We start from the raw sequence: 16,173 nt of genomic DNA on the forward strand, positions 1-16,173 counted from the left end.
GAATTTATTTAAATAAAACCTTGACCATAACTTGTAAAATGAAAAATATAACGAAGGAATTCGATAATTTAAAGAAAGTTTTTGCAGAGCGTCTGTCCGTGCATGCGGGAGATGGGACAGTGAGCGCATTGGTTTCGCTTCTGGAAAATTACCAGGATGATGTAGTAAAGGTTTTAAAGGAAACAGAGTTTAGGATAAGTGAATTGAAAGATGAAAATGAGCTTCTCCGCTCGATATCGGGTGCTTCAGAAACAGCTGTCCGCGCAAAATTAATAGAACACGGAGAAGAAGTGCGTTTCTTAAGGAAACAGACCCTGGATGCCCAAAAGAGCATCGATGCGCTGAAAAAAGAGAAAGATGAGCTCAAGGTCAAGGTAGAAGAGAAAAAAAACGAACTCTCGGACAGTTATAAACAGCGGGAAAAAGACAAAAACATTTTCCAGAAACAACTAGAGGCATTTCAGGCTAATATGGATAAAATGAAATTGGAAATAAAAAGCAAGGAAGAGGAAATGGAAAAAGCGGAAGCAACCGCAAAATTAAAATACCTGGATTTTGAAAAAGAGATAAGGGAAAATGTTAACAGGGAAATGGTAGCCCTTATAAATAAATTAAGGGACTATTGCGGAGTTTCTTCGAGCACTTCACAGTTTTGTTTGGAAAGATGGGGCAGTATCAAGGGCAAGCTGGCAAAAGAAAAAAAGGACACAGGTTTTTCATTGTTTGAAGGGAATAAGGAAAAGCCTCTGGCAGAGATAACTTCTGACCTTGAACTGTTGAATCAGTACAGCCGTGAAGCGGTGAATACGCTGGATATTTTTTTGGAGTTGTCATCAATAGTCAAGGCAAAGATCGACAAGATGTCCTGGCAGGTATTCTGGGATAAATTAAAGAGGAAATATTTCGATGTCCTGGTAAAACATAAAATAAAAATAAACTGGCCGGACCAGAAAAAGTATCCTGATTTTGCCAGTGATGAAAAAATGCTCCTTGAGATAGCTGAAAATATCATACAGAACTCGATAGAAGCTTTGCCGGAGAACGGCGAGATTACGATAAGCGGAGAGTTTAGCAGGGAAAGGGCGGCTTTAAGGTTTTCAGATAACGGGCTGGGCATTAAAGCCGAAGACAGGCATAAGATGTTTTTGCCGTTTTTTACTACAAAACCCGGGCATAAAGGCATGAACCTTTACAAAGCTTCAAAATCCATGACCGTCTTAGGCGGCAGCATAAAGTTTGAAAGCAAAAAACCTGGCAGTATATTCATTCTTGATATACCGGGATACGCTATTAACAAATAGAGATTGTTTACAAGCCAACAATCTTTGATTACACAGATCTAGGTTCGTCGATGTTTCTGTGTAATCGATATAAAAAATCTGTGTAATCATGGCCCAAAATAAAAGGCTATTATGAGTAAAATACTATTATTGCTTAATGACCCGAAGGTAAGAGAGGAATTTGCCACGATCCTCAAACTTGAAGGGCACGAGACTGTCGCCGATAAGGATGAAATATTTAACATAAGTATCATAAAAACTGAAAATCCCGACCTTGCGGTCATCGATACAGCTAAAGGCGATGCCCTTATAAAGAATGTCATAAGGCAGTTCCCGCGGCTTCCCGTTATATGCTGGATGTTCGAACGCAATGCACACGCAGCAATCGAATTGTTGCATGAAGGTGCCATAGATTGCCTGAATGTGCCGCTGCGTGCCGCAGAGGTAATAGGTGTTGTTAATCATATACTCGGTAGGCCTCAAACTTCAAAAAGCGGGACAAAGTTCATATTGCCGTATTTTACTATTTGGCAGTATAGAAAATTCTTCAGGATATTTTTAAGTTTTATTTTTGTGATGTTCCTCTTTAAAGCCGTCCTGGGAAAGAAGAATATATCGGTTTTTGATATTCCCCATAAAAACCCGACCAGCGTGTCATTAAGCGCTGATAATATCTGGGTAGCGGACTGGTATACCCAGAGCATTTATGAGTACAAATTAGACAAGAAGTTAAAGCTCATTGATAATTACTATTTTTCTAATTTTGGCCCTTTGGCGATAGCCTTGGACAATAAATTTTTGTGGTCATGCGGGAACGACCTTGTACTCCGCAAACATGTTATTGATGAAAAGTTAGAGGTGGTGAACAGCTATAAATTAAATGAACATTCCCCCAGCGGCCTAGCGGTTATAGGGGACTATTTATGGATCAGTGATTCTTCCGAAAGAAAAATATTTAAATATATCATAGCTCAGGAGTTGACACCTATTTACAGTTATGACTGCAGTTTCGCTGTCCCTGTAGGTTTGTCCTGGGACGGCAGTTTTATTTGGATCGCCGATGCTAAGGAAAACAGGGTGTACGTCTATGCAGAGAACCTTAAGGCCCTTGATCTAAAAAGAATATACAGCCTGCCCGAAATCTCCGGCTGCCAGTTAGCCAGTATCTGCCCCAAAGGCAAATGGCTTTATGCAGTTTATGCCGGTGACCGTGGTAAGCTTTACAAATATAAAATATCAAGCCTGAAAAAGAAAGAAATAAAACAATGAAGAACCGTAACTAGGTGACTTCATTTAAGTCCTGCAGCGGCAGGCTAAAGAGAGGAAAATGATAAATAACCGTAGAGCTGATCGTATAAACTGTTCTGTTCCAGTGCTGCTTCAGATCCCGGAATCCAACATTCAAGAAAGCTGGGGTGTTATTCATAATATAAGTTCCGGCGGAGTAAAGATGGAAACCCCTGCAGAGTTAAAGCGTAATCAGACGATCTTCTTAAGTTTCGTGATCGGGAATAAATTTCATTTTAAAAACCTTATGGGGCTTGTGGTCAGGATATTGCCTGAAGGGCATTCGTATCTGGTAGGCATTAAGTTTGAGTCTGTAAACGACAAAAAATCGTTAAATGAAGCTATCGCCTCAATTGAGGCTGCAAGAAATAGATAAAATGAGCCTGCGTTCAAGAATATTTATCTTATTCCCTTTTGATATGGGCCTTGAGCTTGATTTTACAGGCAAGGATGCGGCCAGCTTTTTTAAAGAGATATCGGCAAGAAAAATGGGGAGCCTTTCGTTCGAAGGTGTAAATTTCGAAGAGGCTGAGTTCTCGACCCAGGTCTACCGCTTCGGCGTAGGGATGATGCAAATATCTTTTGAAACTCTGGGAGACCTGAATTATCTTGCACGTATCTCATGCAACGTAGAAAAAATAAAAGTCGGCAAAACCGGCATCATCTCTTATTGCCAGGCTTCGGTCGAAAGCTTAATGCAGAGGGCGAACAAGTACGCGACCTACCATTATGAATACAGGCTTAAGGACACGGAACTTTTCCCTATATTCTTATTAAAAGACCCGCCGAGCGAAGATGCGGATGCTTTTATTAAAAAGAACATCAAGCCCCTGTTCGGGCTGGTGGTGGGCGAAGCTGACTATGACAATCTCTCCAGTTTTGTGCTCGAACAGCAGGAGCTGATAAACTACGGATATTATGAAAATGACATCATATTGATTAAGAGGTTCGGTGCCGTTGTCTATTCTCAGGAAGCGGACGATATAGTTGAGATGATAAAACTTTCCTTCGCCCAGTACTGGTCAATGCGCTCGTACAACTACATCCTGGATCACGAGCTTGATATCAGCCAGAAGCACCTTGAAAACCTTCCTCCATACTATAAATTCTGGCTGATACCCAGTGCGTATCAGAGGCTTTCAAGCGAAGCTCTTGATTTTGACGGCGATAAAATAAGCATAGTTGATTCTTTATACAATGTCCTGGCAAATATACCGAAGGTTGAATCTGACTGGCACCTAAGGACCGTGTACCAGAACGTAAACACTGTCTTTGAAATAGAGGACCTTCATAAAACAGTTGAGACCAAGATCGATAAGATAGAAGAATCGTATAATTCCGCAAGAGATTTTCTTTCTACTAACTTTTTTATATTACTGGATATTATATTTGTACTCAGCCTTGTTTGGTCAATTATCGATACTTATTTCTTCTGGAAAATTTCACAGAAATGAAAGCAAAATATAGCGTACAGCGTTTAGCGTAGAGCGGATAGGAAAGTCATAATACATTGTGTTTTTTGTTTTTTCTATCCGCTATACGCTAATAAAAGGGAGTTTTAAAATGAATGCTTTATTTGAGAAAAAATGGGTAAAAACGTCTATTACCGTTATTTTATGTATTATTTCAGTTTATGTTTTGATCTATATCGATGTTGTTTTAAGGGCAAGGTCCGCCTATCTTGAAGGGGAAAAGTATTTTAGCTGGTATTCAAACCCCGAAATTAAAAAAACAGAGCTCTTAAAAGAGCTTGAAAAAGAAAAAGCCAAACTTGATAAAAAGCTCTCAAAAGGGAAAATCTCCCAGGAAGATTACAACAAAGAGCTTGAAATAATCAAGTTCGATAATGAGCAGAAACTAAATGACAGTTCCATAAAATATGCCTATGTCTGGTATCAGACCGTTGTAGAGCTTTTCTCTCCGCCTGAATCAAAATGGGTAAAACTTGCACGCGAAAAAATGCCCAAGGCAAAAGAACTGTGGAAAAAAGAATTGACGGATAAAGGGATACCGTTCGAAGATTACATGCTGGAGTAAAAATAGCGTATAGCGAATAGCGTTTAGCGGATAGGAGAAGTAAGGCCTTTGTTTTTCTATCCGCTCTACGCTCTACGCTCTACGCTAAATATTAGTACAAAATACCGGAATATAGTTTTAAATACCTTCATTTTACTTTTGCCCTGTTTTTTTGAGTAATCCAAATTAAGGGGCACTTCGCATATTTTACCGGTAAGTCCGCTTGCCTTAAGAAGTATCTCTAGAGAAGACGAGAACCCTTTCTCAAGAATAATATCTTCCCCATAACGCTGGAACAACGCCTTTAAGAGGCTCCCTTTATACATCCTGTAGCCGCACGAATAGTCGTTCACCCCGTTAATGGGCCAGACGATTTTTAAAAATATACTTGCGCACCTGCTCAAAATATTCCTTGAGAAAGATAGTCCCTCCTGGGTGCCGCCGGCAGTAAAACGAGAGGCTATAGTGATATCAAAACCTTCATCGATTTTGTTTTTCATATCCTTAATTAATTCTATAGGGTGGGTATTGTCTGCATCGAGCACTACAGCTGTATCATCCTGGCCGAGGGTAGTGTTAATGAATTTAAATCCGTCTAAAAGTGAAGAACCCAGCCCACAATTTACTGCGTGGTCTAGGATCGTTACCGGCAAAGTTTTCTGGTATTCTTTTGCAGTCCGGCTTGTGGAATCAGTTGAGCCGTCATTTACAAGAATGATTTTATACGGAAAGGTAAATGCCTGTTTTTGAATATCTTCAAAAATGAACGGGAGGTTTTTTTCTTCGTTAAAGGCAGCTAAGAGGATGTATAACATTTTTTTTAATCAGGTCAAATAGATATCAATAAGTGTAGTTAAAGTTGATACCTATGAAGTTTCCTTCATAGTTATAGGGCAGGTACTGTTCATATTTCATGTTTGATGTTTGTTTCTGATACGTATAAAAAAGAGTTGTCCTTGTAACTGCATTGGGTTTAAAAGTGAAGCCCGTGCTCATAGTAAAAAGATAATTGTGCTGCTTTCCGGTTAAATAGCTGCCGTCGCTGTCCCTCGGCGGCCGTTCCAGGTAATCCTTCCAGTCGTATTCAAGGTTGTAAAACAAGTCCCATTTCTTGCTTAATAAAAGCGAACAGGGAATTCCAAAGTAGTATTCGGTATAGGCGTAATAATTTGCGATATATCTTTCCGGTATTGTGGCAAGCGACGAGGTGCCGGAGGACTTAAACTCCCAGAAATTCTGATTAGACCCTTTCAGTTTCCAGCTTATCGAAGGGGTTATCAATAAAAAGTTATGTATTTTATGTGTATGGTCAGCTCCGAGCGTTAAGACTGCGTCTTTTTGGAGAGTAGAACTGTACAGGGTACCGTCCGGCTGGGTTGTTTGTGTTATGACTTTTTGTTTTTCATAGGCCATTAAGGAGTAAGCAAAGAACACCCTTGACTGTCCGTACTTGAGGTTTAAGTTGTACTGCGTAAGGGCATGGTTCTGCTTTCCGGCAGAAGATTCAGAAGTCGATCCGCTGGAAGCCTGGGCTTCATAAAGGAGGTCCGTATAGTTCGGGAAATCAAGTTTGCTGTACCCAACACTTAGTTCTGTATCCAGCTTCTCAAAGAATATTCTGCCCACGCCGAACTGAAAACCGTTGCTGTCATAATCATACAAACCTTTGCCCCAGACTTCATTAGTCCCCGTACGTTTATATTCGGTCGTATGATTGGCCTGTATTTTTATTGAAGTATATTTATCGATATAATAATTATACCTCAAGAGCCCTATATGGTCCATCCACCTGTCGGAGAATTTCTCTCCTTCCACTTTATGCATACCCGGGCCCTGGTATTTAAGTTCATAAAAACCCAGTATCCTGTGGTTGCTTTCCTTTGACGGGCTCAGCAGCAAGCCTACATCATTGGTCAGGTTCAAACCGAACATCATGTCTCCTTTATTAGGGAGCACCACTCCTTCGGTGACGTTCATTGAATAATACGGGACTATTTTTACTTCAGCATTCAACCCAACAACTGATGATGCCAATAGAATAGAGATAATGATGATATACTTTAATCTATTTATCATTTCTAAAAGTACCAATGCCAGGCCATAAAAGGCTGAATTACCAATAAGCCTTCAGGAAATATATCCATGCCTATTTCAAAATGTTTATGCCCTGCCATAATCCTTGAAATTATTTTTTTATAAGTAAACCCGTAACCTGCCTGGGCAACAAGATAATCGTTTTCTGTCGTTTGATGATAAATCCCTGTAAAAAGAAAAGTATCTTTTACGTTAAAATCTATATGGTCAAGCCTGAAAGCCCCTTGTTCCACTACGCTTGAAGACGATAATTGGACCTTCAGCTGTACAGTAGATATTTTACAGCCGCCGAATATCTTTGTGTCTTCATTAGCCTGTTTGCTTACTATTGCTCCTATAGAGTAATCCGAAAAGGTAGGTTTTACATCGCCTAAACTTGACTGGATTGCGTGAAGGGCCAGCAGGTCTCCGTACATGCCGATGAGGTCTATCTGGGGCGACGTGCCGTTATCTTTTAGTACATTGAATTTTAAATTCAGACTCGTCCAGGTTAAAGGGAGAAAGGTCGGGAAGAAATTAAACCTTACAGACCCGTGCCGGTCTGAAGGAAGAGGGGAAAAATCTTCATTATTGGAATGCAGGTTAAAAAAGAAATCTCCCGGGTTATCGAGGAATTTCAGGCCGAGGTCTATCAAGGCCTGATCGTCAGCAAAGGCCTTAATAGTACCGGCAAATAGCAGGGATATGGTTAAGAATATAAGAAGAGCCCTTTTCACCCGGTTTCCTTGTATTTCACCCCGCCGTAATATAAGTCCGGCCAGAGCGGGAATGAATATTAATGATGGCTGGATGCCGCGTTATCAAAGGAGCCTTCGGCTCTCTTCAGCCGGAGGAGCTTCACTGCCTGTGCATCAACTTGTTGATCATATCTACCAAAGGTATGAACAATTTATCAGAACTTCTAACAGAGATATTTGTCTTGCTGTTCGTTTCAACGCAGGTTTTACAGGTCCGCGTTATTCTCAGAATGGGAAGAACGATATTGTGAAGAGCCAAATACAGCACCACAATGCTTAAAAGTATCATTAAAAAAATATTGACCAGGGCTATTATCAAATATGTAGAAATAAACTGGGATACGCTATGGAGCACCGATGCCGAGCTTAAACCGAAATTAGAAAACCCTGTCTTTTTAATTAAGAATTGAAAACCGAAGAATAAGACTATTAAACTGGTCGTTATTATAAAAACGATGGGGACTGCGGCTTTTACCAGAAGGGATACTAAAATATCTTTTTCTTCTTTGGATAAAGATATTTTTTTTCGTTTTTCAATGGGCTGCTGATCAAGGTTTTGATTCATCAATAGTTTTTGTACCGTGTACCGTATATTTTAAGGCAAAAATATTGTAATATAAATTTGCGCCTTTGTCAATTCGTGTCATTGGTCTTTTGCAGGTTGCTTATCTGGTTTGCAAGTTTCTGTGCAACAGCTATAATAAGGTCCGGGGTAAATATAAGGTCAAGGTTCCCTTTTGCAAAGAGATCGGGGTTATGCGCAGTGTCCGCAAACCCGTAGTAGTTTGAGCTGTCGGTTATTTCTCTGCAGAATGTTATTTGTTCGCCTGCGATGGTTTTTAATACGTTAAACGGATTATCCGAAGTGTTGGTAAAATTATTTAAGTTTAAAATAGTCCCATCGTTATTGATACCATAGCCTTCCGTGCCAAGCCTTACAAACTTTTCCTGTGACCCTTTATATATCCTGAACTGCGGGCTTACTCCCCAACCCCACAGGTCGCCGGAATCGCTTCCGTCTGCAGACTCTGTCCTTTTATACTGGTCCGCAACATTTGCATATTTGGGATCGGTATCAGTATAATTCGGGTCTATGGTCCAGCCGTTTATTGTGCCGGTAAACACGAGCCTGTCTTCAGATGTTACATCTCCTGTTTTTTCTGCAGGCTGGCCTTTAAGTTTCCATACGCCTATATTGCTTATTTCATCCGTCTGGTTCGATATCCTAAACAGCACTGTTTCCGGGTGAAGCGAATCGCCTTTTGAGTTTATAAATGAAGGCCATTCTGTGATCTGTTCGGGAAGTGGCATGTTCATTTTCATTTTTACGTCGACTACATCAAGGCGCGATCCAGCCGGGCCGTTGTATCCCCAGCCTGTCTTGTTCGAGTAGTTATAGCCTTCCGGCCTTTTAGTAATATTCAATATCTGTATAGTGCTCCTGTCCGGCCTTAACATGTTCTGCTCAACCCTTACCAGGTTGCCGTGTACATCGCGCAAAGTCCTTCCTGTTGAGAGGTCAGCTTCTTTTATTTCATTGGTCAATTCTCTTGCCTCACCGATCTGAACCTTTACTTCATTAACAAGGTCGCGGAGTTCCTGGCGCAGGGTATCTGTCTTGGCTGTATCTTTTTGCTCATCTTGGTTTTCTGTTTTTTGCCCATCGCCCCCTTTTCCCAGGTCTTTTATTGCTTCCCACTCTACCTGAATAGCGTTTAGCTGTTCAGGTGTTAACTGCTGCGCCATAAGCTTTCCTGCTGCATCTATCATCCCCAGGAAGCCCTGTGCTACATCTATGGCATTCTGCTCGTTTACATCGCTGTAAGCGACATTGCCTTCTAAGACAGCCAGTTCGCCTTCAGCCGAAGTTATTAGTTCAGTCCCTCTTATAGAAGCCACTGAAACGGGTGTTTTTATCTTAAATTTTTTATTTGATTTGAGTTTTTCGACTTTGGCCCTGATCTTCCCGAAAAAGAGGTCAAAATAACTTTCGTTTCCGATAGAGATGATATGCATCTCTGAATCTTCTTTTACCCATATCCTTGAATTATTGTCCATTACAAGGACTGCGAAACTGGCATCGTAAGTTTTGACTTTGTCATTTACTGCAAGGGACATCCCTTTGGCAGCGTCCTGCCACTGGTCATTGCGAAAGACCTCAACTGTTCCTGAAAAATAAGATATCTTTAATTCAGCAAAAAGGGGTAAAGCCAGGGTAAGGCAGGCCATTACTAAAAGTAATTTTTTCATCTGGAGCCTCCGGGCAAATAAAAATCGATGAATTTAATACAAAACACAGAAGATTCTTTTATTCGTGATTTTTTTCTTTGCAATAAAAGTATATCAGTAATAAGGGGAGTTGTCAATAATTTCTCGGCGTGCTTTTAGTCACATGGACGGGTATTAAATAATCGTATTACCGCTTTCGATCTCAAAAAGGTGTATTTTTTTTAGGTTTACCACTAATTCCATTACCTGGTTCGGTTTTGCTTTGTTATGCGAGTCGACCTTGGCAATCAACGTATTCTTGCCGGTGTTTAAATGCAGGTATATCTCGCTGCCCAGCGGTTCAACTACTTCTACGGTTGAACCGAACGAGTTTCCTTCTTTGGGCCCCATAGTATAAAACAATTTATCATAAATATCTTCTGAACGTATCCCCAATACAACTTTTTTATTTTCGTAGGGGGAAACATTTTCTTTATGCTCGGCAAGGAGTTTTAATTCGAACATCCCTTCGTTAAGATAAAGCGCCCCGTCCCTTGAAATGACCTCCGCTTCCAGAAAATTCATCGGAGGGCTGCCTATAAACCCGGCCACGAACTTGTTTGTGGGATAATCGTAGAGGTTGATAGGCCCGTCAACCTGCTGTATAAGCCCGTCTTTCATTACGCATATCCTGTCTCCCATCGTCATGGCTTCGGTCTGGTCATGCGTAACATATATCATAGTACTTTGCAGGCGGTCATGGATCTTTTTAAGTTCCGCTCTCATCTGTACCCTTAATTTTGCGTCAAGGTTGGATAAAGGCTCATCAAATAAAAATACTTTAGGTTTTCTTACTATAGCCCGGCCGACAGCGACTCTTTGGCGCTGCCCTCCGCTCAACTGTTTAGGCCGTCGCTCCAGCAGGTGGCTTATATCAAGGATATCCCCTGCTTCACGCACCCTGATATCTATTTCATTCTTACTATACCCTCTTAGCTTAAGGCCGAAAGCCATGTTCTCATAGACCGACATGTGCGGGTATAGGGCATAGTTCTGAAAAACCATGGCTATATCGCGGTCTTTCGGGGCAAGGTCGTTGACAAGCTTGTCGGCTATATAGATTTCGCCGGAAGTTATCTCTTCAAGGCCTGCTATCATTCTGAGAGTCGTGGTTTTTCCGCATCCGGAAGGGCCCACCATTATGCAGAATTCCCTGTCCTGTATATCGAGGTTAAAATCATTTACTACTGCCAGGTCCCCGAATTTTTTTGTTATATTTTTTAATTCAACCCGCGCCATTTTATTTCCTTACCACAATAAATTAAAATATCCCGTAACTTTACGGGATGTATTTAAGAGAATTTTTGGATTTCTTATTAAAATTATACTTAATTTACGAAAGATAAGTCAAGCGTATTGTGGTGTCAGGCTTCTCTAACTTCACTAACTATTTTTGTAATGTAGCTCTGCGCACAACCTATGAAACCCGCAATCTCTGTGCTTTTATATCCCGCATCAACAGCTTTTCTTATAAATTCTTTTCGGGCATTTGATAATTCTTTTATTCTTATTTTCCCACAAAGCGATTCAACCGACACATTGAATTTATCTGCAACATTTGAGGCTATTTCATTTAATGAAATCTTTACTTTTAACTCGCGTTTAGGAATATTTCTATTTGCCAACTCTATGTGTTGAAACATTAAATCTTCTTTAAAACTATCACAGCCAAGATATGGCATATTTTCTTGCGGATAATAATCCCTTCTCTTGCCCATCTGACTGCCATCTTGTACAAATTCAGAATACTTTACTACAGCCTGCTTGAAATTACTACTTAACATCCCCAGCACTTCATTAATATCCAACGTCTTCTTGTCACCTGGCCCTAAATATTCTTTATGTCCGCTCCAACTCCATTCAACAGGCTTTTTTACCAAACCGGCTCTGTATGGATTGAGGTGTATATATCTGACAAGTTCTAATAAGTAGCTGTCCTTCTCGCATAGGATCGCTTTGTAACGTCCTTGAAATAAATGGCCTATTTTCTTGTATTTCCTGTTGTAATACTTCGTATAAGATGTTAATAACCTCTGCATTATTACAGAAGTGCTTATTGTCTTAACTCTCATTAGTAAATGAAAATGATTAGGCATCAGGCAATATGCATATAATTTAAATGAAGTTTTTTCTTTTATTTTTAGGAGGGAATCTTGAAATGCTGAATAATCGTTATCTTCTTTAAATATTTCTTTCCGATTATTGCCTCGGGTTATAATATGATACAATCCGCCTTCTATATGCAATCTTGGTTTTCTTCCCATGAACAATATATTACTATTTCAAACGTACACTGTCAAGTTAGTGAAGTTAGAGAAGCCTGACACCATTAGCAGCAGGGAGGTTTTGGCAGGTTAGGGGTTTTGGGAAAACTCTTTGATGTTATTTCTTCCGTGGGTTTTCACCCAGTAAAGGGCGTGGTCGGCGGCGCTTAAAAGGTCTTTAACTTTATCGCCGTCGTTTGGGTAATGGCTTATGCCGATACTCAAGGTTAAATGAAAATTAGAATTGGCAGATCTAAAGGTGTGGTCAGTGACGGCTTTGTTTATTTTTTTTGCGATGTTCAGGCTGTCCTGAGGGGATAAAAGGAGAAGAAGGACCACAAATTCTTCGCCGCCGTACCTGCTGACGAGTGCGCTGGGCGATGAGTTGCTCACTAGTATCTGCGCCAGCTTTTTTAGGACTTCGTCCCCCACAAGATGGCCGAAGGTATCATTGATCTTTTTAAAGAAATCTATATCCGCCATAAATATGGAAAATACGGACGAATACCGTTTTGCGCGCTGGATCTCAAGATAGAACCTTTCCAGAAAATAGCGCCTCAGGTACAGCCCTGTAAGCCCGTCTATGCGCGAACGTTCCTGGACTTCGGCAAAAAGGTTCGTGCGTTTTAACCCCAGGGCTATCTGCGGTATGAATATCTCTCCTTCTTCAAGGTAGAAATCCGCCATCTCGTTCGTGGTCGTAAGGATTATCGCAGCAAGCATATCTTTTTCGAGCCTCGCAGGCCAAAAGACTACGGACCGGTTGTTCAGCCATCCGGGGCTTGGCAGGACCCTGAATTTTTTTTTCATTAAAAGAGGTTTGTTGTTTTCTATATAGTCAAGCCACTTTTGTTTATATTTTTCTTGAGAAAAATATACGGGTTCCCAGATGTTCTTGTCCAGGGAAAATATAGACACGGACTCGATCCCGGGGCGGCTTAAGATGACCCTTTGAAGGTTATTTATCACTTCGTTCATATTCATATGCACGACCAGTTCCCTGCCGAGGTTATAGAGCCTGTTTATCCGGTCGATCTTCTTTTCAAGGCCGTCAAGCCTTGTTTCATGCCCGGTAAGGTTGTTTTGCAGGGAATCTATCAGTTCTACTTTGGGTTTCCGCCTCTTTCTGAAACTGTCCTGCTCTAAATGCCGCGCCCAGCCGAAATAAAGCGGTATACCTGTCGTAGACATCAGAAGAAATATCAAAGGGATGCTTATAGCCAAATTTTCAAGGAATCCCGATGCGCATACAAGGGCTATCCCCGCAGAGTTTATTACGAATGCAAGCTCGGGTGTTTTAAATGAAAAATACAGGCTTGCCAGAACCAGGAAATAGATCAAGGTGTAACGCAGCCCGGCGAAAGGAACATAGAAATAGAATAGTATGAATAAAAGCAAAAAAATAGTTATTTTAATATACTCCACTATTTTTTCTCTGATCTTAAGAATTATCGGATTCATTTGCTTTTTATCCTTAATTGTATAGGAATTTCAATAACAGAGAGATTGCTTCGTCCCGCCACTGCGGGACTCGCAATGACACTTCTGCGGGATAGACTCTGCGACGCTTATTAACCGTTTTCACACTTCGCAGGAGTTCCGCCTTTGGCGGACCACCTCCGAAGTGGCTAAAACAAAAGTTGCGAGCGAAGCGAGCCTAACTTGGTCCTTGTTCTTTTTTCTTGTGTTTTAACGGCCGGGCCATCTCAACTCTGTTCCTGCCGCCTTTTTTGGATCTATAGAGCGCCTCGTCAGCCAAGTGCAGCAATTCTTCAGGTGTCTTTATCCTGGGGTTGAGGCCCGAGGCCCCTGCGCTTATGGTCACTCTTACCCGGACAGGCTGAAAACTTTCCACAGGCAGGTAGAACCTTTCGACCTCTATATTATTTCTTATTATCTCGGCTATGCGGAATGCTTCGTTCAGCTCTGTCTGAAGCATCAGGATAGCGAATTCTTCTCCTCCGTAACGGCTTATCAGGTCTGTTTCACGCAGGCAGTTCCTGAGAATGTTCGCTATCTGCCTTAAGACAGCATCGCCTGCCGCATGGCCGTACGTATCGTTGAACTTTTTAAAATGGTCTATGTCAAGAATAATAACGCTCAGAGATAGTTTGTGGTCCTGCGAACGCAGTATTTCTTCCGCAAGCCGTTCCTTAAAATAACTTTGTACATAAAGGCCGGTTAAACCGTCGGTTATGGCTAGTTCCTGGGTCCTTTCGTAGAGGTTTGCGTTATTAAGGGCCAGGGATGTTATCCCGCCCAGGATCGATAAAAGGCGCAGGTCGCTTTCGTCGAACGTATTTTTCTGCAGGGATTCTCCTCTTAGGACTCCCCACAGCTTCTCGTTTATCTCTAAAGGCACTGCTACGAGAGACCTAAATACCGGGTCAGTAATATAGAACCTGTTATCGGCTTCGATATCATTTATGATGAGGGACAGGCTGGTCTCTTTTACGTATTTAGTTATGTCGTCGCCTTCTAAATTTGTCCCGATGCTCCAGGTCCCTTTAGCTATGAATTTTCTTGAAAGGTCTATTACAAGCGGGATTATCTTATCTTCATCAAGGGTAGACCCGAGGATCTGGACCATCCCTCCAAGGAGCTGGTAATTGGCGATGCGCTGGGCTATGTTCTCGCATAACCTCCGGTTTTCTTCGACCCTTGAGTTTAACAGGGTTATCTTTGTATCCAGGACCTCTTCTTCTTCGCGCACGCGGTTCAGTTCGTTCTGATAGCTTTTCTGGTAGCGTTCCAGGAAAAAGAAAAGGCTCCAGAGCCAGAAGATCTCAAGAAAAAAAATAAACCGTGAAAGGCTGGAAGGGATCAAAATTATACTTAAAAGGCCTATTAGGGTGAGTATCCCAAGGAGTATGCCGCTGTAAAACGCTTCGGAGAAAAAATACAGCAGGATAAGCAATATCCCGCTTAAAGGAAAAATATAGATGTTTTCATAGGAGCCTCTGATGAGGCTGTAGGCCCAAATAATGAACAGCAGGCTTGAGGCCATAGGTATGCCGATGGTCTTGATTATTTCTTCGGTGACTTGTTTTTTTATTTCTACATTATCTTTTATTATCATAAAAATTCTTATCTAAAAGGTGTCATTCCCATGAAAATGGAAATCCAGAAAGTACAATTTGTACGGAAGGATAGATTCCTGCTTTCGCAGGAATGACAAAGTCAGACTTATTAGAATAGACTCAATACTGTTATACTAATATTTTTACTAGAGGGTGTCAATTTTTTCTAAACCCGAATAAAAGCCTTAAATTCTTTTTATCCGAGCCTACAGGTTCTTTCGGGGTTTCTAAAATACCGGCTTCAACCTTTTCTTTTAAGGACCTGATTATATATTTAAAACCGCTCAGGCCTATGAACCCTTTACCGATATGCTGGTGCCTGTCTTTCCTGCTTGATAACGGCACCAGGGAATCGTTAAAATGAATGACTTTCAGCCTATCAATCCCTATCATAGTATCAAAGTCTTTTATTGTCCTGGCTATCCCGGCAGGGTTTGAAATATCATAGCCCGCGCCGAACGCATGCGCAGTATCAAAGCAGACAGCTATCCGTCCTTTTGCTTTGATGCCTCTGATAATCTGTTTTAATTCAACAAAAGAACTCCCTAGCCTTCTTCCGCCGCCTGCGACATTTTCAAGCAGGACAACTAATTTGCCCGGGACTTCATCCAGGGCTTCGTTCAGTGCTCTTGTTATGTTAGCTATCCCTTTTTTAACGTTTGAGTTTTCCGAATAGGACCCCGGATGTATCACTATATAATCTGCGCCCAGTTTTTCCGATAAAGCCATATCCTCTTTGAGAAGTTCTGTTGATTTGGCATAAAGCCATTTGTTGGAAGTCCCTAAATTAGGCAGGTAAGGCGAATGCACGACAACAGGAAAGATGTTGAGTTCCTTTCTCGTCTTCTTGAATTCTATTATTTCACGGGCTTTCGCGGGCCTCATTTTCCACATTCTCGGGCTTCTTGTAAATATCTGTATGGCCTCGCACCCTTTTTCTTTTGCTTCTAAGAGAGCCCCGGCAAGGCCGTCTCTTAACGAACAATGAACCCCGAACCGTATCATAAATTCCTTATTATTTAAAATTATAAAATTAGCCGGTTGCTGAACCCTGTTTTCTGTCATTGCGAGCGTTAGCGAAGCAATCTCAATAATATATTATCGTCGTAAAGTAGATTGCCACGTCGTCCTTTGGACTCCTCGCAAT

15 protein-coding genes are annotated in these 16,173 nt (G+C 41.3%); 5 read left to right on the forward strand and 10 right to left on the reverse strand.

Annotated features, from left to right (window positions below):
• The first annotated feature begins 38 nt into the window (after positions 1 to 38).
• The 5 genes from LHV68_08265 to LHV68_08285 all read left to right on the forward strand — a co-directional run bounded on the left by LHV68_08265 (position 39) and on the right by LHV68_08285 (position 4,604).
• Entirely contained in the window at positions 39 to 1,301 is a 1,263-nt protein-coding gene (locus LHV68_08265; protein ID MCB4791867.1) for a hypothetical protein, read from the forward strand.
• A gap of 111 nt (positions 1,302 to 1,412) precedes the next feature.
• Positions 1,413 to 2,549, forward strand: coding sequence for a hypothetical protein (locus LHV68_08270; protein ID MCB4791868.1), 1,137 nt, complete (start codon positions 1,413 to 1,415; stop codon positions 2,547 to 2,549).
• 58 nt (positions 2,550 to 2,607) lie between these two features.
• The gene (locus LHV68_08275) at positions 2,608 to 2,943 is read left to right on the forward strand and encodes a PilZ domain-containing protein (GenBank protein ID MCB4791869.1); all 336 of its coding nucleotides are present in this window, start codon (positions 2,608 to 2,610) and stop codon (positions 2,941 to 2,943) included.
• On the forward strand, positions 2,903 to 4,021 hold the full coding sequence (locus tag LHV68_08280) for a hypothetical protein (GenBank protein MCB4791870.1): 1,119 nt from the start codon (positions 2,903 to 2,905) through the stop codon (positions 4,019 to 4,021). The genes LHV68_08275 and LHV68_08280 overlap by 41 nt, the downstream gene beginning before the upstream one ends.
• Positions 4,022 to 4,130: 109 nt before the next feature.
• Positions 4,131 to 4,604: a hypothetical protein gene (locus LHV68_08285; GenBank protein ID MCB4791871.1), complete on the forward strand. Its 474-nt coding sequence runs from the start codon at positions 4,131 to 4,133 to the stop codon at positions 4,602 to 4,604.
• 65 nt (positions 4,605 to 4,669) lie between these two features.
• Here the strand turns inward: LHV68_08285 and LHV68_08290 are convergent, their stop codons facing one another.
• The 10 genes from LHV68_08290 to LHV68_08335 form a co-directional block, all read right to left on the reverse strand.
• Positions 4,670 to 5,398, reverse strand: a complete 729-nt coding sequence (locus LHV68_08290; protein ID MCB4791872.1) for a glycosyltransferase — start codon at positions 5,396 to 5,398, stop codon at positions 4,670 to 4,672.
• A gap of 25 nt (positions 5,399 to 5,423) precedes the next feature.
• Positions 5,424 to 6,659 (reverse strand): hypothetical protein, encoded by a 1,236-nt coding sequence (locus LHV68_08295; GenBank protein ID MCB4791873.1) that lies wholly within the window; start codon positions 6,657 to 6,659, stop codon positions 5,424 to 5,426.
• Positions 6,660 to 6,661: 2 nt separating this feature from the next.
• Positions 6,662 to 7,393, reverse strand: coding sequence for a hypothetical protein (locus LHV68_08300; protein ID MCB4791874.1), 732 nt, complete (start codon positions 7,391 to 7,393; stop codon positions 6,662 to 6,664).
• A 121-nt stretch (positions 7,394 to 7,514) separates the two neighbouring features.
• On the reverse strand, positions 7,515 to 7,979 hold the full coding sequence (locus LHV68_08305) for a hypothetical protein (protein ID MCB4791875.1): 465 nt from the start codon (positions 7,977 to 7,979) through the stop codon (positions 7,515 to 7,517).
• A gap of 68 nt (positions 7,980 to 8,047) precedes the next feature.
• A complete protein-coding gene (locus LHV68_08310; GenBank protein ID MCB4791876.1) occupies positions 8,048 to 9,664 on the reverse strand; it encodes a FecR family protein in 1,617 nt (538 codons plus the stop codon).
• A 153-nt stretch (positions 9,665 to 9,817) separates the two neighbouring features.
• Positions 9,818 to 10,921, reverse strand: a complete 1,104-nt coding sequence (ugpC, locus tag LHV68_08315) for a sn-glycerol-3-phosphate ABC transporter ATP-binding protein UgpC (GenBank protein MCB4791877.1) — start codon at positions 10,919 to 10,921, stop codon at positions 9,818 to 9,820.
• A 125-nt stretch (positions 10,922 to 11,046) separates the two neighbouring features.
• Positions 11,047 to 11,946 (reverse strand): transposase, encoded by a 900-nt coding sequence (locus LHV68_08320; protein MCB4791878.1) that lies wholly within the window; start codon positions 11,944 to 11,946, stop codon positions 11,047 to 11,049.
• Between the two features lie 90 nt (positions 11,947 to 12,036).
• Positions 12,037 to 13,407 (reverse strand): GGDEF domain-containing protein, encoded by a 1,371-nt coding sequence (locus LHV68_08325; GenBank protein MCB4791879.1) that lies wholly within the window; start codon positions 13,405 to 13,407, stop codon positions 12,037 to 12,039.
• A gap of 196 nt (positions 13,408 to 13,603) precedes the next feature.
• Positions 13,604 to 15,025, reverse strand: coding sequence for a sensor domain-containing diguanylate cyclase (locus tag LHV68_08330; protein ID MCB4791880.1), 1,422 nt, complete (start codon positions 15,023 to 15,025; stop codon positions 13,604 to 13,606).
• Between the two features lie 157 nt (positions 15,026 to 15,182).
• Positions 15,183 to 16,031, reverse strand: a complete 849-nt coding sequence (locus tag LHV68_08335) for a deoxyribonuclease IV (protein ID MCB4791881.1) — start codon at positions 16,029 to 16,031, stop codon at positions 15,183 to 15,185.
• Positions 16,032 to 16,173 lie beyond the last annotated feature (142 nt).

This window comes from Candidatus Liberimonas magnetica (assembly GCA_020523885.1).
Lineage (GTDB): Bacteria > Elusimicrobiota > Endomicrobiia > Endomicrobiales > JAFGIL01 > Liberimonas > Liberimonas magnetica.

Excerpts from the sequence above, each read along its gene's own strand:
- LHV68_08265 (MCB4791867.1), top strand. The coding sequence starts at position 39 with ATGAAAAATATAACGAAGGAATTCGATAATTTAAAGAAAGTTTTTGCA.
- LHV68_08270 (MCB4791868.1), top strand. The coding sequence starts at position 1,413 with ATGAGTAAAATACTATTATTGCTTAATGACCCGAAGGTAAGAGAGGAA.
- LHV68_08275 (MCB4791869.1), top strand. The coding sequence starts at position 2,608 with ATGATAAATAACCGTAGAGCTGATCGTATAAACTGTTCTGTTCCAGTG.
- LHV68_08280 (MCB4791870.1), top strand. The coding sequence starts at position 2,903 with ATGAAGCTATCGCCTCAATTGAGGCTGCAAGAAATAGATAAAATGAGC.
- LHV68_08285 (MCB4791871.1), top strand. The coding sequence starts at position 4,131 with ATGAATGCTTTATTTGAGAAAAAATGGGTAAAAACGTCTATTACCGTT.
- LHV68_08290 (MCB4791872.1), bottom strand. The coding sequence starts at position 5,398 with ATGTTATACATCCTCTTAGCTGCCTTTAACGAAGAAAAAAACCTCCCG.
- LHV68_08295 (MCB4791873.1), bottom strand. The coding sequence starts at position 6,659 with ATGATAAATAGATTAAAGTATATCATCATTATCTCTATTCTATTGGCA.
- LHV68_08305 (MCB4791875.1), bottom strand. The coding sequence starts at position 7,979 with ATGAATCAAAACCTTGATCAGCAGCCCATTGAAAAACGAAAAAAAATA.
- LHV68_08310 (MCB4791876.1), bottom strand. The coding sequence starts at position 9,664 with ATGAAAAAATTACTTTTAGTAATGGCCTGCCTTACCCTGGCTTTACCC.
- ugpC (MCB4791877.1), bottom strand. The coding sequence starts at position 10,921 with ATGGCGCGGGTTGAATTAAAAAATATAACAAAAAAATTCGGGGACCTG.
- LHV68_08320 (MCB4791878.1), bottom strand. The coding sequence starts at position 11,946 with ATGGGAAGAAAACCAAGATTGCATATAGAAGGCGGATTGTATCATATT.
- LHV68_08325 (MCB4791879.1), bottom strand. The coding sequence starts at position 13,407 with ATGAATCCGATAATTCTTAAGATCAGAGAAAAAATAGTGGAGTATATT.
- LHV68_08330 (MCB4791880.1), bottom strand. The coding sequence starts at position 15,025 with ATGATAATAAAAGATAATGTAGAAATAAAAAAACAAGTCACCGAAGAA.
- LHV68_08335 (MCB4791881.1), bottom strand. The coding sequence starts at position 16,031 with ATGATACGGTTCGGGGTTCATTGTTCGTTAAGAGACGGCCTTGCCGGG.